Origin of the sequence: Hungatella hathewayi WAL-18680 (genome assembly GCF_000235505.1) — a bacterium.
Taxonomy (GTDB): domain Bacteria; phylum Bacillota; class Clostridia; order Lachnospirales; family Lachnospiraceae; genus Hungatella_A; species Hungatella_A hathewayi_A.
This window is the reverse complement of record NZ_JH379028.1, coordinates 1,087,548-1,107,878: the sequence shown is the minus strand read 5'-3', so window position 1 is coordinate 1,107,878 and position 20,331 is coordinate 1,087,548. Positions and strand designations below refer to the sequence as shown.

20 protein-coding genes, 2 tRNA genes, 1 rRNA gene and 2 pseudogenes are annotated in these 20,331 nt (G+C 48.8%); 21 read left to right on the top strand and 4 right to left on the bottom strand.

The window, feature by feature from the left end; translation table 11 throughout:
- From HMPREF9473_RS20745 to HMPREF9473_RS20725, 5 genes are all read left to right on the top strand, one after another.
- Positions 1 to 419: ribosomal RNA gene (locus HMPREF9473_RS20745) — 23S ribosomal RNA — on the top strand; the annotation flags it as partial.
- 79 nt (positions 420 to 498) lie between these two features.
- Positions 499 to 571, top strand: a tRNA-Gly gene (locus HMPREF9473_RS20740).
- 99 nt (positions 572 to 670) lie between these two features.
- On the top strand, positions 671 to 1,132 hold the full coding sequence (locus HMPREF9473_RS20735) for a DUF3990 domain-containing protein (RefSeq protein ID WP_175422936.1): 462 nt from the start codon (positions 671 to 673) through the stop codon (positions 1,130 to 1,132).
- Positions 1,129 to 1,599: a hypothetical protein gene (locus HMPREF9473_RS20730; protein ID WP_006782178.1), complete on the top strand. Its 471-nt coding sequence runs from the start codon at positions 1,129 to 1,131 to the stop codon at positions 1,597 to 1,599. The genes HMPREF9473_RS20735 and HMPREF9473_RS20730 overlap by 4 nt, the downstream gene beginning before the upstream one ends.
- 381 nt (positions 1,600 to 1,980) lie before the next feature.
- A complete protein-coding gene (locus tag HMPREF9473_RS20725) occupies positions 1,981 to 2,502 on the top strand; it encodes a zinc ribbon domain-containing protein (RefSeq protein ID WP_034859684.1) in 522 nt (173 codons plus the stop codon).
- A 308-nt stretch (positions 2,503 to 2,810) separates the two neighbouring features.
- On the opposite strand, the gene HMPREF9473_RS20720 is transcribed toward HMPREF9473_RS20725, so the two are convergent.
- Entirely contained in the window at positions 2,811 to 3,023 is a 213-nt protein-coding gene (locus HMPREF9473_RS20720) for a DUF3006 domain-containing protein (protein ID WP_006782176.1), read from the bottom strand.
- Positions 3,024 to 3,036: 13 nt separating this feature from the next.
- A pseudogene (locus tag HMPREF9473_RS20715) lies at positions 3,037 to 3,924 on the bottom strand (ComEC/Rec2 family competence protein); the annotation flags it as partial.
- Between the two features lie 170 nt (positions 3,925 to 4,094).
- Here HMPREF9473_RS20715 and HMPREF9473_RS28805 point away from each other — a divergent pair.
- The 6 genes and pseudogenes from HMPREF9473_RS28805 to HMPREF9473_RS20685 all read left to right on the top strand — a co-directional run.
- A pseudogene (locus HMPREF9473_RS28805) lies at positions 4,095 to 4,910 on the top strand (nitrite/sulfite reductase); the annotation flags it as partial.
- Between the two features lie 775 nt (positions 4,911 to 5,685).
- On the top strand, positions 5,686 to 6,867 hold the full coding sequence (locus HMPREF9473_RS20705; RefSeq protein ID WP_006782173.1) for an aminotransferase class I/II-fold pyridoxal phosphate-dependent enzyme: 1,182 nt from the start codon (positions 5,686 to 5,688) through the stop codon (positions 6,865 to 6,867).
- Entirely contained in the window at positions 6,860 to 7,327 is a 468-nt protein-coding gene (locus HMPREF9473_RS20700) for a VanZ family protein (RefSeq protein ID WP_006782172.1), read from the top strand. The genes HMPREF9473_RS20705 and HMPREF9473_RS20700 overlap by 8 nt, the downstream gene beginning before the upstream one ends.
- Before the next feature lies 1 nt (position 7,328).
- On the top strand, positions 7,329 to 8,057 hold the full coding sequence (gene truA / locus HMPREF9473_RS20695; protein ID WP_006782171.1) for a tRNA pseudouridine(38-40) synthase TruA: 729 nt from the start codon (positions 7,329 to 7,331) through the stop codon (positions 8,055 to 8,057).
- Between the two features lie 26 nt (positions 8,058 to 8,083).
- Positions 8,084 to 9,274, top strand: a complete 1,191-nt coding sequence (locus HMPREF9473_RS20690) for a cation diffusion facilitator family transporter (RefSeq protein ID WP_006782170.1) — start codon at positions 8,084 to 8,086, stop codon at positions 9,272 to 9,274.
- 16 nt (positions 9,275 to 9,290) lie between these two features.
- Positions 9,291 to 9,866 carry an RNA polymerase sigma factor gene (locus tag HMPREF9473_RS20685; RefSeq protein ID WP_006782169.1) on the top strand — a complete coding sequence of 192 codons (576 nt, stop codon included), beginning with the start codon at positions 9,291 to 9,293 and terminating at the stop codon, positions 9,864 to 9,866.
- A gap of 85 nt (positions 9,867 to 9,951) precedes the next feature.
- Here the strand turns inward: HMPREF9473_RS20685 and HMPREF9473_RS20680 are convergent, their stop codons facing one another.
- Both HMPREF9473_RS20680 and HMPREF9473_RS27855 read right to left on the bottom strand, forming a co-directional pair.
- Positions 9,952 to 10,197, bottom strand: a complete 246-nt coding sequence (locus tag HMPREF9473_RS20680) for a spore coat protein (protein ID WP_006782167.1) — start codon at positions 10,195 to 10,197, stop codon at positions 9,952 to 9,954.
- 31 nt (positions 10,198 to 10,228) lie between these two features.
- On the bottom strand, positions 10,229 to 10,402 hold the full coding sequence (locus HMPREF9473_RS27855) for a spore coat protein (RefSeq protein ID WP_006782166.1): 174 nt from the start codon (positions 10,400 to 10,402) through the stop codon (positions 10,229 to 10,231).
- A 175-nt stretch (positions 10,403 to 10,577) separates the two neighbouring features.
- Here HMPREF9473_RS27855 and HMPREF9473_RS20675 point away from each other — a divergent pair.
- The 10 genes from HMPREF9473_RS20675 (at position 10,578) to HMPREF9473_RS20635 (ending at position 20,282) form a co-directional block, all read left to right on the top strand.
- A tRNA-Gln gene (locus tag HMPREF9473_RS20675) sits at positions 10,578 to 10,649 on the top strand.
- 137 nt (positions 10,650 to 10,786) lie between these two features.
- On the top strand, positions 10,787 to 11,506 hold the full coding sequence (locus tag HMPREF9473_RS20670; protein ID WP_006782165.1) for a LytR/AlgR family response regulator transcription factor: 720 nt from the start codon (positions 10,787 to 10,789) through the stop codon (positions 11,504 to 11,506).
- Complete coding sequence (locus HMPREF9473_RS28280; RefSeq protein ID WP_006782164.1) at positions 11,503 to 11,793, top strand: hypothetical protein; 291 nt, start codon at positions 11,503 to 11,505, stop codon at positions 11,791 to 11,793. Before HMPREF9473_RS20670 ends, HMPREF9473_RS28280 begins: the two co-directional genes overlap by 4 nt.
- A gap of 277 nt (positions 11,794 to 12,070) precedes the next feature.
- On the top strand, positions 12,071 to 12,787 hold the full coding sequence (locus HMPREF9473_RS28275; RefSeq protein ID WP_242830871.1) for a sensor histidine kinase: 717 nt from the start codon (positions 12,071 to 12,073) through the stop codon (positions 12,785 to 12,787).
- Between the two features lie 137 nt (positions 12,788 to 12,924).
- Positions 12,925 to 15,099 (top strand): hypothetical protein, encoded by a 2,175-nt coding sequence (locus HMPREF9473_RS26535; RefSeq protein ID WP_006782162.1) that lies wholly within the window; start codon positions 12,925 to 12,927, stop codon positions 15,097 to 15,099.
- Positions 15,100 to 15,102: 3 nt separating this feature from the next.
- On the top strand, positions 15,103 to 16,245 hold the full coding sequence (locus tag HMPREF9473_RS20655; RefSeq protein WP_006782161.1) for a DUF2207 family protein: 1,143 nt from the start codon (positions 15,103 to 15,105) through the stop codon (positions 16,243 to 16,245).
- 18 nt (positions 16,246 to 16,263) lie between these two features.
- Positions 16,264 to 16,839, top strand: a complete 576-nt coding sequence (locus HMPREF9473_RS20650; protein ID WP_006782160.1) for a LemA family protein — start codon at positions 16,264 to 16,266, stop codon at positions 16,837 to 16,839.
- A 210-nt stretch (positions 16,840 to 17,049) separates the two neighbouring features.
- The gene (locus HMPREF9473_RS28440; protein WP_278245539.1) at positions 17,050 to 19,209 is read left to right on the top strand and encodes an InlB B-repeat-containing protein; all 2,160 of its coding nucleotides are present in this window, start codon (positions 17,050 to 17,052) and stop codon (positions 19,207 to 19,209) included.
- 115 nt (positions 19,210 to 19,324) lie between these two features.
- Positions 19,325 to 19,759, top strand: coding sequence for a nucleotidyltransferase domain-containing protein (locus tag HMPREF9473_RS20640; RefSeq protein WP_006782158.1), 435 nt, complete (start codon positions 19,325 to 19,327; stop codon positions 19,757 to 19,759).
- Positions 19,743 to 20,282, top strand: coding sequence for a hypothetical protein (locus tag HMPREF9473_RS20635; protein WP_006782157.1), 540 nt, complete (start codon positions 19,743 to 19,745; stop codon positions 20,280 to 20,282). Before HMPREF9473_RS20640 ends, HMPREF9473_RS20635 begins: the two co-directional genes overlap by 17 nt.
- Positions 20,283 to 20,331: the final 49 nt, after the last annotated feature.

The following is a 20,331-nucleotide window of genomic DNA, read 5'->3' as shown; positions in this document are numbered from 1 at the left end:
TCGACGGAGTGGTTTGGCACCTCGATGTCGGCTCATCGCATCCTGGGGCTGAAGTAGGTCCCAAGGGTTGGGCTGTTCGCCCATTAAAGCGGTACGCGAGCTGGGTTCAGAACGTCGTGAGACAGTTCGGTCCCTATCCGGCGTGGGCGTAGGATATTTGAGAGGAGCTGTCCTTAGTACGAGAGGACCGGGATGGACTGACCTCTGGTGTATCTGTTAGACTATCAAGTCTATGGCAGAGTAGCCAAGTCGGGAAGGGATAAACGCTGAAGGCATCTAAGCGTGAAGCCCCCCTCAAGATGAGATATCCCATACGCAAGTAGTAAGACCCCTTGAAGACGACGAGGTAGATAGGGCAGAGGTGGAAGCATGGCAACATGTGGAGCTGACTGTTACTAATAGGTCGAGGGCTTATCCAAGTTGGTTTAGGTAAGAGGAAGTAAGAACGGATGGTAAGATATATAGCAATGTGTGGTTTTGAGGGTATATGCCCTAAATGCGCGAGTGGCTCAGTTGGTGGAGCGCGACCTTGCCAAGGTCGAGGCCGCGGGTTCGAGTCCCGTCTCGCGCTCTAAATTATAATGATAGCCGGAAGTTTTTGTAAAACAAAAACTTCCGGCTAAATGCGTTATTATAAATAATTAGTAAGATAAGAGGGGGAGAGCCTTTGCTGGAAGGTAATTTGTTATACCATGGTAGTAATGTGATTGTAAATCGTCCTAAAGTAGTGATTAATGGTCACTATAAAGATTTTGGTTATGGATTTTACTGTACGAATATGGAAAAACAGGCCAAACGCTGGGCGCTTACAAAGCGTGGAGCCTCTGTTGTTAATTGTTATATTTATACGGAAAACAAGAAGCTTTCTATCTGCTCTTTTTCGGAGATGACAGATGCGTGGCTGGATTTTGTGGTAGCCTGCCGAAGGGGAGTAGAGCATACTTATGATATTGTAGAAGGTCCTATGGCTGATGACCAAATCTGGGATTATGTGGAAGACTTTGTGTCAGGTGTTATATCAAGAGCGGCTTTCTGGGAATTGGTAAAATTTAAGTATCCGACGCATCAGATTTCATTTTGCACTGAGGATGCCCTTGCTACTTTGCAATACGAAAGGAGCTATGCATTATGACAAATGTGTTTTTCCCGGAAGAAGAAATTGAGAAAGATGATTTATATTTTGTATGCTATATGATTGAGCGTGTAGCCAGACGGTTAAAGAAACGTAATTCTTATGTTGTGAATGCGATTGGGAAAGAAGAACTTGCTAAATTACTGAGCCTCGCCAATGTGCTTCACAGCGAGAATCCTGTTCAGGTAGAAGATGAATGGATTGATAAATATTCACTTACGACCGGGGAGATTGATGTTACGGTTGTGGACCGGGAACTGGTTACGGAGATACCAAGGCCTACACAGATGGGAAAGGTATATCAGCGGTTAATTTTAGATACTATGATGCCGGATGAAGATTATGCGGATGGTATCATTAGAGTATATAATCATGAATTGTGTGATACGATTGATAATTACAATTGCAGTGCTTACTATGAACCATCTTATGTTATAGCGAAGGCTTTTCATTCAGGTGGGTTTTAATGATATTTCTGTCCTGAAGATGAGTCTTGTACCATACTTTTTATTTGCAGCCGGAGCCCTGGTTTTACAAGGCTCCGGCCTTATTTATTTTAATGTTTTTAAATATTCAATTAATTCATATAAAATCATTATTTCTTTTTCGTTTAAAGTAGAAATGTCTAATGTAGCAGTTCCTTTTATCCCTAATAAATAGCCACTTATGAATTATTATATCGGAAAGGTAATGAGTGGAAGACGCTTCTTAAAACAAAATTCATAAAAAGGAGGGGACAGACGATAGGCATTAATGGTCAGAGTATACGAGAATTTACAGTAAGGGATAGTTCTCGTTGGCTGCCATTTTCTGCTCCTAAAACATACTTTATTGGAGTGATGGATTAAATGTATTGTAAAAATTGTGGCAAACAACTATCCGATGATTTGTACTATTGCCCTAAATGTGGCACAAAGTCCAAACTATCGGAAGAAGTAATATTACGGAATAGAGGGAAGTCGTTTTTCTTTATTTTAGCCTGTACTGTTATTATTGGAAGTATAACGTGGATAAGGTCATTTTCCACTACGAAGAACAGCTATAAGGACGAAAGTGCAAATATTACTATTATCGAAGCAATACCCGAAAGTCATACAAAGGTAATGGGAGAAGAATCCCCTTCCCTTATAGGTACCTGGAAATGCGAAGCCGGAGAGGTTACTTTTACAGAAAAAGGAAATATAATGATGGGGAAAGATGGAATTGTCCTTGGTGGTGGCTGGTTAAAATATGAGGTCGTGGATGATTCTACATTATACCTGTCAGGTGGGGATATGCCTGTGGGGATCAATATGAAATATGAAAGGGATGGGGATTTTCTTGGTTTGGAACTGAATGGAGAAACCATTACTTTTTATAAAGAACAATAAGAAAGGGGGGTACGTCGGATAGGCTTGGTGAATTAATTGCGTACATGAAAAGGGTTTGGGAGAGTACCATACAGGGCGAACCCAGTTGTCCGGTGGTAAACTTGAAAGACAGCTATATGGATGTTTTAAATTAAGAAATTTCAGCCTTTTTGTTGTTTGAAAATATCCATCAGCAGCCGCGTGTTCTCGGGATATACAAGTGTGAGACCGGACACCGGCTATACGGACGAGCCGCACTCCTCCCGGAACTGGTGGATATTGTTATTATATAACTGTGGAATTATTTTTACAATCTTCAATTTATCTATTTACTCAAACAGGTCCATCATTTTCTTTTGGATTCTTCGCCGGCGCTCATCGGTGGCTTCTGTGTCCAGTTCCCAGATGCCGTCCTGGAGGACCAGGACGTCGCCTTCTTGGGTGGAGGCGGGGAGGTCGGTTCTGGGGACGGTGATAGTGTCCCTGTTTTCGGTTTCGCATATTGCAAGTGTTTCTTCAAAACGGTCTATGATATAGCGCATGTGTTTATTCCTCCGTAACCCATGTAATGTCTGTTCCGTCTGTGGTTGCCACGATATTGCCTTGTGTGTCGGTTCGGTATATCTGGATATTTCTGTCTTCCAGTTTCTTCATGGTCTCCTGGTGCGGGTGGCCGTATGTATTGCCGCTGCCGCAGCTAATCACGGCGTAAGATGGTTGAACGCTGTCCAGGAAGCTGTCGCTGTTGGAGGTGCGGCTTCCGTGGTGTCCTGCTTTGAGGACGTCGGCGCGGAGTGTCAGGCCGTTGGCCAGGATATCGGCCTCAGCGTTTGCTTCGGCGTCTCCGGTGAAGACGAAGGCCGTATTGCCATATACCAGGCGGATGCCTACGGACCAATTGTTTAAATCGTCGCCGTAGTCCTGGTTGGGGGCGAGTATCTGGAAGGAGGCGTCGCCCAGCTCGTAGATATCGCCGACTACCGGTTTGGTGATTTTTAAGTTTTTGCCAGCGATGGCGTCCAGCAGGTCCTCGAAGGTTCTGGTGGTGTGCTCTTTGGGCGGCAGTATCACTTTGCCGATGTCGAAGGCTTCTATCACCTTATCCAGACCGCCGATATGGTCGGAATGGGGATGGGTGCCGATGACGTAGTCCAGAGTGGAAACATTCTGGCTTCGGAGATAGGATATCACCGTATCGGCCTGGTTGTTCTCACCGGCGTCAATGAGCATGTAATGCCCGTTTGATTCAATCAGTGTGCTGTCTCCCTGCCCTACGTCGATAAAATGTACCTGCACCGCGGAGTCTCCAACAGCGGCGGAAACCGTATCGGCAGTGGTAAATTGGCTGTCCGGTGAATGTTCATAAAAGAATGCGGACAGAATAACGGCTAGGAAACATAATAGCAGTATCAGAGGGTGTTGTTGTCTTTTTCGTTTTGTCATAGTCTCTCTCCTTATCCAGATTATTATAATATAACTTATGGGAATGTGCAAAGGTCATTCTGATAGAAGAAACAGGATAAGGAATTCCAGATTTCGGCAGAAAAGAGGGAAGACATTTACGAAAATCGTGTTATAATAGAGAAATCTGGTTGCAGCAGCAAAACAGCCTGATGATACAAGAGGAGAATATGATGAATTTAGAGAGATGTGTAAAGGAATTTAAATCGGAGTTACCGGCATTTAAAGAGATGACGGACAAGTTTTATCGCAAAGAGATTAACGTGAAGGATTACAAGGGATTTTCCGGGCGGTATGGGAGTTACGCGCAGAGGGGCGGGGAGGCCAGTATGCTCCGCCTTCGAATGACAGGGGGCTGTATCAATAAGGATAAGCTCAGATTTATCGCGGAGATGATTGAAAAGCATCATATCGACAAGGTGCATTTCACCACCTGCCAGACGGTGCAGCTTCACAACCTGGGGCCGGAAAGTGTTTATGAGATTATAGAAGAGGCGGTTTCGTATGGAATTATCACCTGGGGAGGTGGCGGGGATTTCCCCCGGAATGTGATGACATCGCCGTTAGCCGGTGTGGAGCAGGGAGAGTATTTTGACGTGATGCCTTATGTGAAAGCGACGGCGGATTACCTGATGACGCTGATCAACCGTGTCAAGATGCCGCGAAAGCTGAAGGTGGGATTTTCCAATCTGCCGGCCAACAGACCCCATGCCACCTTCCGTGACCTTGGCTTTGTGGCGAAGGAGGATGGCACCTTTGACGTGTACAGCGCCGGCGGTCTTGGGTTAAATCCGAAGCTGGGAGTGTGTGTGGCTACCAACGCAGCGCCGGAGAAGGTGCTCTACTATGTGAAAGCCATGGTGGAGGTGTTTATCGAGTACGGCAATTATGAGAACCGCGCGAAGGCCAGAACCCGCTATATGCAGGATACGCTGGGGCAGGAAGGTTATGTGGAGGCATATCGTCAGAAGCTTAAGGAGGTGATGGCATCCGGGGAGAACCTGGATGTGGTTGTGAAGACACCGGTTGATGGAAAAGTGGGTGACGGAAGCATTGCCGAAGGGCCGAGGGTGATTCCTCAGAAGCAGGAGGGACTGTATGCGGTGGCCTATCACCCAATCGGCGGTACTCCGGCGTCGGAAATGTTCCGAAAGCTGTACGATTTGATTCGGCACATGAAAGGCGTGGAGCTGCGGCTGGCGCCGGATGAATCGGTGTATATCATCAACTGTACCGGTAGTGAGGCGCAGAAGGTGGTGGAGGCGACGAAGGACGGCGCCGGAAACCTGTTTGAGACCTCCGTGGCCTGTATCGGCGCTTCCATCTGCCAGGTGGGCTCCAGGGATTCCCAGGGGCTGATTCACGCGCTGGTGGAGGAACTTCGCAAGTATGATTTTAAGGATGGCGTGCTGCCGCAGATTCATATCTCGGGCTGTCCGTCCTCCTGTGGCACCCATCAGATAGGAAGTCTTGGCTTCCACGGCGGTGTCAAGGTGATAGATAAGGTGCCGAACCCGTCCTTTACGCTCCATGTCAACGGCTGCGACAGAGAAGGCGAGGAGCGGTTTGGAGAGAAATGGGGCGTGATTCTGGAGAAGGATATCGCCGCATTTCTGATAGAGGTGGCGCAGACGGTTCAGGAGGCCGGATGTACCTATGACAGCTGGTTTCCGACGCATCAGGAGGAACTTGGCGCCATCGCAAAACGGTATTTGCAGTAGGTGATAGCAGGGAGGATTGGAAATGCAGTTTGCAAAGAGGATGGATAGGTTTGGAGCAGGAATTTTCTCGAAACTGCTGGAGATTAAGAACGAGAAGCTGGAGCAGGGCGGCCAGGTGATTGACTTAAGCATCGGCGCGCCCAATATCCCGCCGGCAGAGCATATCCGCCAGGCTCTGTGTGAAGCGGCGGCGAAGCCGGAGAATTATATTTACGCCATCAGCGACAGGACGGAGCTTCTGGAGGCGGTGGCGGAGTGGTATCAAAGGCGGTATGATGTGAAACTGGATGCCGGGACGGAGATTTGTTCTCTGCTTGGCTCCCAGGAGGGGCTGGCCCACATTGCCATGACGGTGGTGGACCAGGGAGATGTGGTACTGGTGCCGGACCCCTGTTATCCGGTCTTTGGGGACGGTCCGCTGCTGGCCGGCGCGGAGCTTTACTATATGCCGCAAAGGCGGGAGAACGGATATATCATCCAGTTGTCGGAGATTCCGGAGGATGTGGCGAGGCGGGCGAAGTTTATGGTGGTGTCTTACCCCAACAACCCGACCACGGTGATGGCGCCGGACAGCTTTTATGAGGAATTGATTGCGTTTGCAAAAAAATATGAGATTATTGTGCTTCACGATAATGCGTACAGTGAGCTGGTGTTTGACGGGAAGACCTGCGGCAGCTTCCTGCATTTTCCAGGGGCGAAGGACGTGGGGGTGGAGTTCAACTCCCTGTCAAAGACTTACGGTCTGGCGGGAGCCAGAATCGGTTTCTGCGTGGGAAATGCCCAGGTGGTGGCACAGCTGAAAAATCTGAAGTCCAACATGGATTATGGGATGTTTCTGCCGATCCAGCAGGCGGCTATCACGGCCATTACCGGCGACCAGGAATGTGTGGCGGTGACAAGGCGGGCTTATGAGAGGCGGCGGGATGTGCTGTGCGACGGGCTCAAAAAGATTGGCTGGGAGATGGAGAAGCCGGAGGCCACCATGTTTGTCTGGGCCAGGATTCCGGACCACTATGAGAAGTCGGAGGACTTTGCCATGGATTTGGTGGAGAAGGCAGGTGTTCTGGTAACGCCTGGAAGCGCCTTTGGGCCGTCCGGAGAGGGGCATGTGAGACTGGCCCTGGTGAGGGACGAGGAGGAGCTTAACAGGGCTGTGGAGGCCATCAGGCGAAGTGGCATTCTGGAAGGTGGACAGCATGCGTAAACGGTATTTCTGGAGCATTTTTCTGGTGTTGTATGTGGGATTTGTGTTTGGCAATTCCCTGACCCCGGCGATGGAGTCGTCGGCGCAGAGTATGTCGGTGCTTCAGCTGGTCACCGGCGCCATGAAGGCCGTCGGGCTGGGAAATGTGGGAGTAACGGAGCATTTCATCCGGAAGGCGGCGCATTTCAGTGAATATACGCTGTTGGGGATTCTGCTGGCCCAGTGTCTGGCCCAGTATGGACTTTTGGCGGTGACGAGGTGGCAGCTCCATGGACTGGCTGGGTTTCTGATACCGTTTGTGGATGAGACGCTGCAGCTGTTCACAGAGGGGCGCTCCGGGCAGATCAGTGATGTGTGGCTGGACTGTGCGGGGGTGTTGTTTGGCACCGTGCTGTTTCTGGCTGTTGGACGGTGGCACAGGAGAAGGAAAGGGAAGAAAAACGTTGAGAAAAAATTATAAGATGGTGGTCCAGTATGACGGCACCCGTTATGATGGATGGCAGAGACAGGGAAATACGGAGAATACGATTCAGTCCAAGCTGGAATCCGTGATTGGGAAAATGACTGGGGAGGACGTTGAGATCATTGGCTCCGGGCGGACGGACGCTGGCGTGCATGCCACTGGCCAGGTGGCCAATGTGCATATGGACACGGAGAAAACGCCTCAGGAGATAAAAGATTATGTAAACCAATATCTGCCGGACGATATCGCCGTTACCCAGCTTGAGGAGGCGCCGGACAGGTTTCACAGCAGGCTGAATGCCACGGGGAAGGTGTACACCTACTGGATTGAGACGGCGCCCAAATGCTCGGTATTTCAGCGGAAGTATATCTATACTCTGGGGCGGAAACTGGATGTGGAGGCCATGAGGCAGGCGGCGAAGCTGTTGTGCGGAACCCATGATTTTAAGAGTTTCTGTTCGAATAAGAATATGAAGAAATCCACGGTGCGGACGGTGAAGACCATCAGCATCCAGGAGCGGGGAAGCGGGCTGGAGATTCATGTTATCGGCGACGGTTTCCTGTATAATATGGTTCGGATTCTGGTGGGAACCCTGATTGAGGTGGGTCTGGGGAAACGGACGCCGGACTCCATGAGGGAGATTCTGGAGGCAAAGGACAGACAGGCGGCGGGGGCTACGGCGCCGGCCTGCGGGCTGTTTCTGACGGCTGTGATGTACGACAGCTGAGTGATAGAAGTGGAGTGAAATAAGTGATGATTGACTGGATGGCAAGAAAATTTGTCAAGGATTATCAGAATACGGAAGATGTGAAGGTGCGGACATCCTACGGGCTGTTTTCGAGTATTGTGGGCATCTGCTGCAATGTGCTGCTGTTTACGGTGAAGCTGTTGACGGGGCTGTTGATCAACAGTATCTCGGTTATGGCGGATGCATTTAACAACTTATCGGACGCGGCGTCCTCGATTATCGGGTTCGTCGGTGTGAAGATGGCGGGGAAGCCGGCGGATGAGGACCATCCTTTTGGGCATGGGCGGATTGAGTATATCGCGGCGTTTATTGTGGCGTTTATCGTCATTCAGGTGGGATTTTCCCTGTTTAAGACTTCGTTTGGAAAGATTCGGAATCCGGAGGTTATGACATTTAACATGGTCTCGGTGGTGATTCTGCTGCTGTCCATCGGGGTGAAGCTGTGGATGAGTGTGTTTAACCGGACTTTGGGGAAACGGATTCAGTCGAAGGTGATGCTGGCCACGGCGGCGGATTCCATGGGGGATGTGGTGACGACCAGCGCGACGATTCTCTCCATTGTGATATTTGGCATCTGGGGCGTAAATATTGACGGGTTTATCGGTCTGGTGGTGTCGGTGGTGGTTATGATAGCGGGCGTGAATATCGCCAAGGATACGCTGGCTCCGCTGATTGGCGAGGCCATTGACCCCAAGATTTATAAGGAGATTACGGATTTTGTGGAGCAGTACGACGGGATTGTGGGAAGCCATGATTTAATCGTACATAACTACGGGCCGTCCAGAAGCATGGCGTCGATTCATGCGGAGGTTCCCAGCGAGGTGGATGTGGAGGTGAGCCACGAGATTATTGACACCATTGAGCGGGAGTGTGCGAGGAAGCTGGGCATTTTCCTGGTGATTCACATGGACCCTGTGGAAGTGACTAATACGAGGGTATCCGGATTCCGGGATATGGTGGCGGATGTGCTGGCCACCCTGGATTCCAGGCTGCAGTTTCATGATTTCAGAATCGTGGATGGGACGGAGCGGGTGAACCTGATTTTCGATTTGGTGGTGCCAAGGGATTATAATTCCCAGTTGCGGGACACAATAAAGCTGAAGGTTTCGGAATGCGTACATGAGCGGGATTCCAGATGCTATTGTGTCATTACGGTGGAAAACAGTTTTTGTGCGGAGATTCCGGAGGACGTTTAGAAATGAGGAATCCCGGATGCGAAAGAATTTGTCTTTGGATGACAGCCGGTTGGAGAACGACCGGCTGTTGTCATATGTGGCGGCAGGTGATGAGGAGGCGTTTCACCGGCTTTATGAGAATACGGTAAGAGCGGTGTACGGGTATATTCTGTCCTATGTGAAGAATCCGCAGGACGCGGAGGAGGTAATGCAGGAGACGTATCTGAAGGTGTGGACGCTGGCGGACTCCTATGTGTCCCAGGGAAAGCCCATGGCCTGGCTGTTCACCATTGCCAGGAATCTGTGTCTGATGCGTTTCCGGCAGCAGAAGTACCAGGCGGATATGAGTATCTATGAGCTGGAGGAGCAGGAGCCGGGGGAGGTGTGCCGGGAGATTGAGATGGCGCCGGAGAAGATGGCGCTGCTTTCGGCTCTTTCGCTTTTGAAGGAGGAGGACAGGCAGATTGTGCTGCTTCACGAGGCGGGGGGACTGAAACACCGGGAGATTGCGGAGAATCTGGAAATGCCGCTGGCCACGGTGCTGTCAAAATATAACCGGGCGATTAAAAAGATGGCGGGGTATATGAAGCAGGAGCAGGCAGGAGGGCGATAAAATGCCTTCCCGCGTGAAAAAAACGGATATGCCGGGGAGACTGTGCGTCTTTTGGCATATCCGTTTTCAAATAGCTGGAATGATATTACATGCCGGCGAACTGGTTTTTCACCTTGGTGATTTTCTGCTGCTCGGCCTGCTCTGTGGAATACCAGCCCTTTGCTGACATTTTCTTGTAAATCTGGTCCTGAAGGCAGAGACTCTCGTTTAATGCATTGTCAAATGCCTGGTGCACGTCCGCGGTAGAGGACTCGATGGTGCCGTGCAGGTATAAATCGCAGACACCCTTTGTTGTGAGGAGAAGGTTCTCCATCAAACACTTGTCATCCATGTTGTGTTCTCCTTTCCAATGTTATTTTTCGTTATACCAGGTGGTAGAAGCTGTCAAAAATCTGCTGATGCTTCTCGGCCATCTGGGTTACGGTCTGCTTCAGCTCCGCATCCTGCAGATTCTGAGCTGCGTTCTGGTACTGGGTCTTTAAAAATTTCTCGTGGCTCAGCGCGTCTTCGATATAAGTTAATTCCTTTGGACTCATGTTTATCACCTCCGAATTTAGTATGTGCAGTTCGGGAGGGATTATCAGAAAGCGGCGGGAAAAAGAACTGTAAATAAATTGGAAAATTTTTTTGAAAAAGGGCTTGACGAAATTGGTTATGCTATTGTATAATACATATCGTTGCTGCATCAGTAGTGACCAAGAAATAAAGTGTTGGGCTATCGCCAAATGGTAAGGCAACGGACTCTGACTCCGTCATTTCAAGGTTCGAATCCTTGTAGCCCAGGTCAAAAACCTGTAAGAGAAATCTTACAGGTTTTTTTGTTGTGGTGGAAATGAGAAAAGGCGGAACGGAATGACAGGGAATCGAATCTGTGATAAGATAATTTCGGGTAGAAAATGGGGAGATATGGAGAAAAAGGGATGTTAAATATTTTGGTGTGTGATGATGAGAAGCCTTTTTTGGAGAGGCTGGTTGATAAGATTGCCGGTTATCTGAAGGTGAGGGAGATCGCGTTTCAGATGACGGCATTTATGAACGGGGAAGAACTGGTGGGGGACTGTGAAAATGGGCGGTTTGATATTGCATTTTTGGATATCAGTATGGACAGGCTCAATGGGATTGAGGCGGCCGGGCTTTTGCGGAAGATGAATCCGAAGATTTGCATTGTCTTTGTGACGGGGTATATGGATTATGTGCTGGACGGCTATAAGGTTGGGGCGTTTCGATATTTGGTGAAGGATTCTCTGGATGGGAGTTTTGAGGAGTGTATGGAGGCGGTGTTGAAGAAATTTCATATCGACACGGATGAAATCTGCCTGGAGTTTACGGATGAAACGCGGTATCTGAAAGCGGATGAAATCTGTCTTGTGGAGAGCCGGGGACATAAACTGTTGTTTCTGGCGGCCAGTGACCAGCGGGTGATTGGAACGATGAACCGGAAACTGTCGGAGATGGAGAGTCTGCTTGGCAGGTATGGATTTTTGAGGGTTCACCAGAGCTATATGGTGAATATGCGATATATTGTAAATATTGTCAGTTACCGTCTGGAAATGCAGCAGAAGATTACGCTGCATATTCCTAAGAACAGGTACCAGTATGTAAAAAGGGAATATGCTTTTTATAAAGGGGAAGGTCTATGATTGTTTATATAATAACGCCAGTCTTGATGTTTATGGAATTGATTTTACTGGATATCTTGGCTGACACCTTTTTGGAAAAGAAAAAAATGGGAAGCTGGAGAAATCGGGTACTGGGACTGCTCGTCTTGACGGCCATTATGTCATGTTACGTGATGCTGTTTGAGAAAATTGTGATACTCAAGCTGTTTTTTGTATTTTTTGCTAGTATGTGCCTATCTTATGTGTTTTTATCAGACCACATTAAAGGAGGTATTTTTTATTTATGTTTTTCAATATTCGGTGGTTAGCTGTATTGATTGCAGTGCTTTGTTAGGATATAACTATGTGTATGGAAATTCAGGAAATATAGTGGTGTATTATCTGATGTGTCTGCTCGTAAGGGTTACGGAGCTGGGGATTGGATTTTTGATTCGTTGGTTTTGGAGAAGAAGTGGGGAGGCCGCATTAGGTTCAGAGGGAAGACGGGTATCGTTTCCGCCATTCGTAATTGTGATAGGGGCAGGAATTTTTGCAACACAGTTTCTGATGAGGACACAGATTGTGCCTGTGAGGATGCCGCTTTTAATGAATGGAATAATAGGACTAAATACGTTTCTGTTCTTTTATATGCTGATATCGGCAAAGACGGAATCGGAGAAAAGCCGTTTGAGGGATGCCGCCCGGCAGACAAAGATGGAACTTCTAATCTATCAAAACAAACAGGAACTGTATACAAAGCAGGGAAAACGTCTCCATGAGTATAAGAACCAGCTTTTGACAATCAGCCATATGCTGGAGCAGGGGCAGGTATCCCAGACGCTTGACTATGTTCAGGGGCTGACTGGTGAGATCGCGAAGGAGCTGGAGCGGATTTACACCGGCCATCCGACGGTCGATGCCATTTTGAATATGAAGAGGCAGGAGGCGTTGAATCGGGGTATCCATATAAACTTCATGTGCAGTGATCTCAAAGATGTGAGGTTAACGGAGGAGGAGATTATTATATTGCTGGGGAATCTGTTGGATAATGCTATGGAGGCCGCAGAAGCATGCGAATCCGGCAGGAATATTCAGGTCCGGATGGTACGGGAAGAACGGCAGATGGTGATAACGGTAAAAAATCCCTGCGATAAGCAGCCGCTCTGGGAGGAGGGAAGAATCGTGACTTCAAAACCGGATGGGGAGAATCACGGGTTTGGGCTGGAAATTGTTCAGGATATTGTGGAGCGGTATGACGGCTCTTTTGCAATCAGGGCGGAGGGAGATTATGTGACGGCGTCGGTCTTGATACCGGAACCGTGATGACAGGCGGGGAACATGGGCTTTTTTTGCATTCCATGGTATGATTTTGCAGAGGTTCTTCTGTGGATTTTATAATCAGGTATAATGTGGTTGGAGTCTTAGCTGATTGAAAAATACACAGAAAGAGAGAAACAGTTATGCAAAAAAATAAGAAGCGATGCACAGGTCTATGTTCCGCTGTTTTGGTGGCTGTGGTGGTTGCGGCTGCATTGCCGATGACTGCTTTTACAGCGAGTGCGGAATCTGTCCTGAACTGCCATCATGAACATGATGACAGCTGTTATGAGAAAAATGGAGTTGCAACCAGCATGGAGGCCCAAAAACTGGTCTGTCTCCATGAGCATGACGAAAGCTGCTATGAGGAGGTTTTGGAGGAAGCTGTTTCGGTGGCATCACCGACGGATGCGCAGCCGGAACTGATTAACCTGTTAGACAATATACAGACCGGGGCGGAGTATCTGGCAGGGGAGATTGATACATGGGCGAATGGAAATGGCATTAAAACCGCGGTGGACGGCGATACGGTGGTAGTGACCGGGACGGCAAGCGCGTCTACGCAGCTTAAACTGGTTATTCCAAAGGGAGTGACCGTGGAGTGGAGAGCATCTTTAACAGGCAGCGATATTTATGTGGTTTCAATTGAGGTTACGTCGGAAGAAAATACGGTATTTCATATGGCTAACGGTGTGATTGCTTCCACCAGTACACGGGAAAATAGCGCCGCCCTTTTCAGCAATAATCAGGAAACCGATATCATTGTATCAGGTGGAAGAATTACCGGAGGAAACAATGATGTGTTTGAGGAAGATAGCTATGGAATCAGGACTCCTGTTCGAAATAACATTACCATATCCGGCGGTATCATAAGCGGTGGCAGTGGAAACGGCAATTACGGTTTATCAAGTAATGGAGGCCATATCAAAATGACGAAGGGGACCATCACTGGTGGCAGCGGTGTAAACTGTGCTTTATACTGCAATTCCTGTACAGTCGAACTATCGGGAGGCACGATTAATGGCGGCAGTGAGGGCAGCCTTGGCATTAATAACTATTACAGCAGTCTGATTATTACCGGAGGTAAAGTAATCAATGCCGGTGGTGCGGCAATTTATTCTACCTATATTAATTTGAATACGGGAGTCATCGATATATCCGGCAGTGGGATGGTGTTTGGCAGAGATACCAAGAATACGGGCAGTACGATTATCCAGGAGGGGGGCGTGACGGTACTGCCAACTCTGAGCGGAAACGGTACTGTCATTACATGGACGGGAGACAAAACAGAGTATAAGAGCGGCTCATCAGAGGATGTAAGTGTGCTGCCTGCCACAGCTAAAGCAGTTTGGAGTAAGAATAGCGGAAAGGATGGGATTTCCTATGAGGTGGGCGGATTAAACAAAGGGTTTATTGAGGTGCCGGGAGTTACGGTTAAGGCGGCGGAGAAGACATTGGAATCCATAGCTGTGACGGCCAAACCGGCGAAGACGGTTTATGTGGAAGGGGAAACATTTGACGGTACCGGTATGGTGGTGACCGCGGCGTATACGGACGGTTCCAAGGAGGCAGTGACGGGATATACAGTCTCTCCGTCCGGGGTATTGACGGTGAAAGATACCAGTGTCACGATTACATATACGGAAGGCGGCACAGCGAAAACGGCGGTGCAGGCGATTACGGTTAACAAGGCGGGAGACTCCGGCAATACCGGTGGAGGTTCTGACGGTTCGGGGAGCGGCTCTGGTGGTTCTGGTGGCGGTTCGGGCAGTGGTTCCGGTGGATCGGGTGGCGGCTCCGGTGGTTCCGGCGGCGGTTCCGGTCACCTGGCTTCTAACGGTGGCGGCCTCAAAGTAAGTCTGCCAAAAAACTATACAGGTGGTACGAAAATCATAAACAACGTCAAGGTTCCCAGCTATGTGGAAGAGGTTATCTGGAAAGCGATGGAAGGCGGCAGATGGAGACTTGGAAGGGCAGATGGCAGTGAGTATGTGAATACATGGGTGGCCGCCTATAATCCGTATGCGGACTTGAGCATCGGGCAGCAGGCATTTGACTGGTTCCTGTTTGATGGGGAAGGATTTATGGTGACTGACTGGTATACGGATGGTACAGGCAACACTTATTACTTAAATCCAGTGTCCGATAATACCAAGGGCCGTATGGTGACCGGCTGGAATGTGATTGATGGGAAATCCTACTATTTCAATGAAGAACCGGATGGCACGAGAGGAAAACTGTATCGGAACACGATGACCCCGGATGGCTATCATGTGAATGCCAATGGGGTGTGGGACGGAAAAGGGAAGCAGGAGTAAGCCATGAAAAAAACGATAGCGACAAAACAGTTGAGACAGTGGCGGAAACTGGACAGACTGGCTTTCGTTGTTCCGCCGCTCGTCTTTCTGTTTCTGTCTATGGGTCGGGATGGACGGCTGCTTTGGGAAATCATTTTCAGGGAGCAGAAGTTTACGGTGACGGTGGCGGCGCTGCTTTTACTTTTGCTGGCCACCGGAATCATTTCTCTGCCGGTGGTGCTTTTATGGCGGGCGGTCAGCCACACGATGAGGAAGGCTGTGATCCGCAATGCTACATTTCGAGTTGATGAGGACTTTGACTATTACCGGGAAATACTGACCGGCATTTCTCCTACGACAATCAGTCTTTTGATGGATTTGAAGATTGAAACTCAAAAGGATATGGCGGCATTGCTGTTAAAGTACAGCAAAATGGGGGCGGTTTCCATGGAGGGCGGGACAGTTTGGGTGTTACAGCAGGAACTTTCCGGCCTGCTTCCCAGTGACAGGATGCTCCTGGCGTTGATTGCAGAGGGGCAGGCACAGCCGGCAAACCTCGGCGCATGGAGGAAACAGGCTGTCACGGAGGCCGTAGAGTCTGGGAAACTGGAATACAGGGGGATGCGGCAGAATGTGAATTCTGCTGCCGGCACCTGCCTCATGGGATGTTTTGGTGGATGTCTGATTCCTTTTATCCTATTTTGGGTGATGGGGATAATGGCTGTTATGATTAGTAAGAGCGCCTGGCTGGAGCGGGTCGATGTCTTTCTTGCGGCTGCACCCCAGGCTTTTGGCGCGGAGCAGGTGAACTATCTTTTATCGTCGCCGGATATGGTGATTGCGACGGCTCTGACGGCTTTTATTGTACTGACATTTTTGTTCATGTTCCTTCTGCCGGTTGTGGCTGCGGTGCGCACGGTTATGGCGTTATCCAGCTCTATGGTATGGTTAAAGAGGACGGAGGAGGGAGAGATTTTGACAGCTCAGATATCAGGGCTGAAAAATTTTATCCGGGATTTTTCTAATCTGGCAGAGGCGGAGAAGGAACAGCTGGTTCTTTGGGATGATTTTTTGATCTATGCGGTGGTGTTGGAGGAAAATGAGGGCATTATCGAGGACATTTTCCGTATGAAGAATTTGAATTATCGGGATTTCAGGCTTTTTTGAGAAATGGGAGGAAGTGATATGGGAACATACTTTGTAATCGGCGCCGTTGTGCTCTTGCTTGTGATGATCCTGATTGCGGTGATTCGAATCAGGAACAGGTTTGTAACGCTGCGCAACCGGGTCAAAAATCAGATGGCACAGATTGAGGTACAGTTGAAGCGGCGTTATGATTTGATACCCAATTTGCTGGAAACGGCCAAAGGTTATGCCAATTTTGAGCGGGACACCCTGGAGGCGGTGGTAAAAGCACGACAGTCTGCCATGGAAGCGGCGGACTTCAACCAGGCGGCGGCCGCAAACGGGAAGCTTCAGGCGGCGCTTGGCCGTCTTCTGGTGGTGAGTGAATCATACCCGGAACTGAAGGCGGACGGTAATTTTTTGCAGCTGCAGAGGGAACTGGCGGATACGGAGAACAAAATCTCCGTGGCGCGGCAGTTCTACAATGATATCGTGCTTAAATACAACAATGCTATTGAACTGTTTCCGGCCAGTCTGGTTGCAGGATTGTGCGGCTTTTCTCCCATGTCCTTCTGGGAGGCGCAGGAAGCGGAGCGTGAAAGTATCTCCATAAAGGCGGGAGATATGAAGTTGTAGTCAGGTGATTGAAGGAACTAGTTTTCTTTCTTTTTCAGAATCATTTTCCAGATTGATAGTGTCAGGTAGGGAGATACCCATCTTCCTGCCTGATAATATAATTATCATAAATAGATGTTTATAATTGACAATGATGGTAATTATGATAAAATGTAGGGGAAGAGGTATTTTTCATAAATAGTCGAAAGATGGAGGAAAAGGTAAATGAGGATGAAGAGTAAACTAGTGTTGGGGCTTTGCGTGGCAATGGCGCTGCAAAATCTCCCGATGGTGTCCCTGGCGGAAATTGGGGCGCAGAAAAATGAGACGGAAGAGAGCCGGAATGCGGTGGATGAGAGGAAGATTGAGACGCCGTTTGATGCGGATGAGGAGTTGGAAGAGAATCAGGACGAGAATCAGGATGAGATGCCTGAGGAGGGGGGTGATTCGGAGGAAGAGGAGGAAATGCCGGACGAGGCTGAGAAGATAGAAGGGTTGGAAAACCAGCTGCTGATGAATCGGGCGGTGGTGGCGACGCCGGCTGATGCGGTTTATGTGTCGAATGAGACGGAGCTTCAGGAGGCTGTTATGAACAGTGGGACTGTTGTGGTGGAAGGGGAGATTGCGCTGACGGAGACGCTTGTGATTCCTGACGGCAAAGAAATTGATTTGCGGGGAGGGCAGATATCTTTTGCGGGCAATAATCAACAGCGATGGATGATACATATTAAAAATTCTAAAGTAACGTTAAGTGATATTGTTATAGATAATACGGGGATGGACTGTGACGTGAAAGTATCCTCAACAGATAATCGTTTGACTGATTATTATGCTATTTTCTCGTCAGGAGATGCAGAAATTAATATTGAGGAAGGGACTGTTATTACAAATAGTGATGATTATTCGGATTTGACAAATCATAGAAAGAGTGGCATATGGATTTCAGGGACGGGAGAAATGAATGGTGGTACAATATCTGGGTTTCCAGATTCGGCACTTAAAGTAGGTAGAAGTACTATATTCACACTGAAGGATGGAGAATTGGTCAATAACAGTGGTATCGGTATTGTGATTTTAGGAGGGCAAAATGAAGGGACTGGAATTATAAATGGTGGAGTGATTGCAGATAATAATGGTCACGGTATTTTTAATAGTGGAAAATTGATAGTTACGGATGGTGAAATAATTAATAATTATACTGGTATCTGGAACAACAATGAAGATGGTATAACACATGAAAAGTTTTATCCTGTTGCCGATATAAGTGGCGGTTTGATATCCAATAATCGTAACACAGCGATTACAAATCAAAATAGAGGAACCGTTAACATATCAGGCAATGCCGAGATTCACGGCGCACTTGAAATGGCCAGACAACTCAACACAATGGCTGTAAAATCAAATGAGGAAGAAAAAGCAGTCATCGCCAACCGGAAACAGGCGATTCTGAAAATTGATGGCGGCAGCATTACCTCCGAAAGTCCAGACGAGATAGCTGTTTTCAATGACGAAACCGGTACTGTTGAAATGACGGCAGGAACGATAACGGCTTCCGGCGCACGCTCCGTGGCGATCAAGAATGCCAGCAATACGACAGGAGGCGTTAAGATATCCGGCGGCAGTATCCAGGCAACCGGAGAGGACAGCCAGACAATTGACAATCAGGGCAAACTGCAGATATCCGGGGATGTAGTGATTGAGGCCAACGGAGTTGAGGAGCTTTATGTGGGCGTGTCCTACAATGAAGGCGGAAGTATCTCACCGACTTCCCAGCAGGTGACAAAGGGGCAGGCGATTGACTTTACGATTACACCGGACAGTGGATATCGGACAAAGGATGTTCTGGTTGACGGAGTGAGCCAGGGACGTATCACTTCTTATCAACTCACGGTTACCGGAAAACACCAGATTGAGGCCGTATTTGAAAAGATAAGTTCCGGTACCACCCACAGCAGCAGTGGCGGTGGCGGCAGCTCCAGAGTATCCGGCACGGTTAAAGCAAAACCGGCAATCCCTGAGACACCAGGCACCTGGAAAAAGGATACCGCCGGCTGGAAGTTCCTGAGAGCAGACGGCACCAGCTATGTCAATGATTGGATTTACGTAAAGAGCCACTGGTATCGAGTGGGTGCGGATGGCTATATGCTGCAGGGCTGGACGGACATCAATGGCAAACGGTATTATTTGACACCGGTATCCGGAGAAATGAAAACCGGCTGGCTGTTCGACAACCAGGTATGGTATTATCTGGATGAGACAGGACTTATGAAAACCGGCTGGGCCCAGGTCAATGGCAAATGGTATTATCTGAACCCAGATGGCAAGATGGCAGCCAATACACGGACCCCGGACGGCTATCAGGTGAATGAGAATGGGGAGTGGATTCATTAAAAGAAGGCACGAAACATTTTAATGAAAAAAACGACCCAGGTTGTAGGATTGCCGGAAACGGGGTATAATCTGGGTAGTGATTGAGTTTGGGGTGTTGGGATAAGGAGGGACGGGGATGTTGTCTTTGGAGGAGCGGGAGACGGTGGTCCGGGAGTTTTCGGAGGCGGTGAGGGAGAGGTTTCCGAAGACGAATCTTTATAATGTGCTGTTGTTTGGCAGTTTTCTTACGGAGAATTATACGGAGGCCTCGGATATTGATTTGGCGGTGTATGCGCCGGATGGGCGGCTGCGGCATCGGATTCGGGATTTCGTGCTGGATTATTTTGAGGAGCGTAAGATGGCCTGCGATGTGATAGAGATTTGTACGGACGAGGAGAAGGCGGTGAATCTGGAGGCAATTTTGACCCATGAAGTGACGGTGACGGATTACGCGCCGGAGGAATTGATTGCGTACGCCGGGAAATTGATTGAGATTTATGGTTACCATCCGATGAAAAAAGTATGTGAGTGTATGAGTGCGGAGGTAGGGTTAAATGACAGTCATTGGTGATGCAATGAAGAAGGCGGGGCTGGAAGCGCCGGAGCCGGTGGAGAGCGGGGAGAAGCATAAGCTGGCGTTTACGCAGAAGGTGGCCTGTATGAAGTCCTCCATCCAGAATATCGTCCGCCTGACCGGGAAATATGAGAAGGTGCTGGGGGATGAGCAGGAGGAGATGGACACGCTGTCGGCGCTGCGCTCCCATTTTATTGATATGACGGAAGCATTTAAGGATATGATTGACGACATCAGGGTTGCGAAGCAGAAGATGGACAAGTCTGAAAATGCGGAAAGCCTGAGATTTTATATCCGTTATTACACGGATTTCATTTGCCCTGAGGATATGCCGGGGGATGTGGAGGAGGCGCTGGAGACCTTTATGCTGAGAAATGAGGCGTCCCACCGGTATGATCTGCGGGAGCATGTGAACCATGCCATTCTCCGTGGATGCACCAATTACGCCCAGGAGTATCTTGATATCTGTAAGTCTGTCTACGATTATGCGGAGCAGGGGAACCTGATATTGAAGAAATAAATGAAAAGGTGCTGCGTGACTTTTGAGTCGGCAGCCCCTTTTTTGTGTT

Excerpts from the sequence above, each read along its gene's own strand:
- HMPREF9473_RS20730 (WP_006782178.1), top strand. The coding sequence starts at position 1,129 with ATGACAAATGTGTTTTTCCCGGAAGAAGAAATTGAGAAAGATGATTTA.
- HMPREF9473_RS20725 (WP_034859684.1), top strand. The coding sequence starts at position 1,981 with ATGTATTGTAAAAATTGTGGCAAACAACTATCCGATGATTTGTACTAT.
- HMPREF9473_RS20720 (WP_006782176.1), bottom strand. The coding sequence starts at position 3,023 with ATGCGCTATATCATAGACCGTTTTGAAGAAACACTTGCAATATGCGAA.
- HMPREF9473_RS20705 (WP_006782173.1), top strand. The coding sequence starts at position 5,686 with ATGCAGTTTGCAAAGAGGATGGATAGGTTTGGAGCAGGAATTTTCTCG.
- HMPREF9473_RS20700 (WP_006782172.1), top strand. The coding sequence starts at position 6,860 with ATGCGTAAACGGTATTTCTGGAGCATTTTTCTGGTGTTGTATGTGGGA.
- truA (WP_006782171.1), top strand. The coding sequence starts at position 7,329 with ATGGTGGTCCAGTATGACGGCACCCGTTATGATGGATGGCAGAGACAG.
- HMPREF9473_RS20690 (WP_006782170.1), top strand. The coding sequence starts at position 8,084 with ATGATTGACTGGATGGCAAGAAAATTTGTCAAGGATTATCAGAATACG.
- HMPREF9473_RS20685 (WP_006782169.1), top strand. The coding sequence starts at position 9,291 with ATGCGAAAGAATTTGTCTTTGGATGACAGCCGGTTGGAGAACGACCGG.
- HMPREF9473_RS20680 (WP_006782167.1), bottom strand. The coding sequence starts at position 10,197 with ATGGATGACAAGTGTTTGATGGAGAACCTTCTCCTCACAACAAAGGGT.
- HMPREF9473_RS27855 (WP_006782166.1), bottom strand. The coding sequence starts at position 10,402 with ATGAGTCCAAAGGAATTAACTTATATCGAAGACGCGCTGAGCCACGAG.
- HMPREF9473_RS20670 (WP_006782165.1), top strand. The coding sequence starts at position 10,787 with ATGTTAAATATTTTGGTGTGTGATGATGAGAAGCCTTTTTTGGAGAGG.
- HMPREF9473_RS28280 (WP_006782164.1), top strand. The coding sequence starts at position 11,503 with ATGATTGTTTATATAATAACGCCAGTCTTGATGTTTATGGAATTGATT.
- HMPREF9473_RS28275 (WP_242830871.1), top strand. The coding sequence starts at position 12,071 with ATGAATGGAATAATAGGACTAAATACGTTTCTGTTCTTTTATATGCTG.
- HMPREF9473_RS26535 (WP_006782162.1), top strand. The coding sequence starts at position 12,925 with ATGCAAAAAAATAAGAAGCGATGCACAGGTCTATGTTCCGCTGTTTTG.
- HMPREF9473_RS20655 (WP_006782161.1), top strand. The coding sequence starts at position 15,103 with ATGAAAAAAACGATAGCGACAAAACAGTTGAGACAGTGGCGGAAACTG.
- HMPREF9473_RS20650 (WP_006782160.1), top strand. The coding sequence starts at position 16,264 with ATGGGAACATACTTTGTAATCGGCGCCGTTGTGCTCTTGCTTGTGATG.
- HMPREF9473_RS28440 (WP_278245539.1), top strand. The coding sequence starts at position 17,050 with ATGAAGAGTAAACTAGTGTTGGGGCTTTGCGTGGCAATGGCGCTGCAA.
- HMPREF9473_RS20640 (WP_006782158.1), top strand. The coding sequence starts at position 19,325 with ATGTTGTCTTTGGAGGAGCGGGAGACGGTGGTCCGGGAGTTTTCGGAG.
- HMPREF9473_RS20635 (WP_006782157.1), top strand. The coding sequence starts at position 19,743 with ATGACAGTCATTGGTGATGCAATGAAGAAGGCGGGGCTGGAAGCGCCG.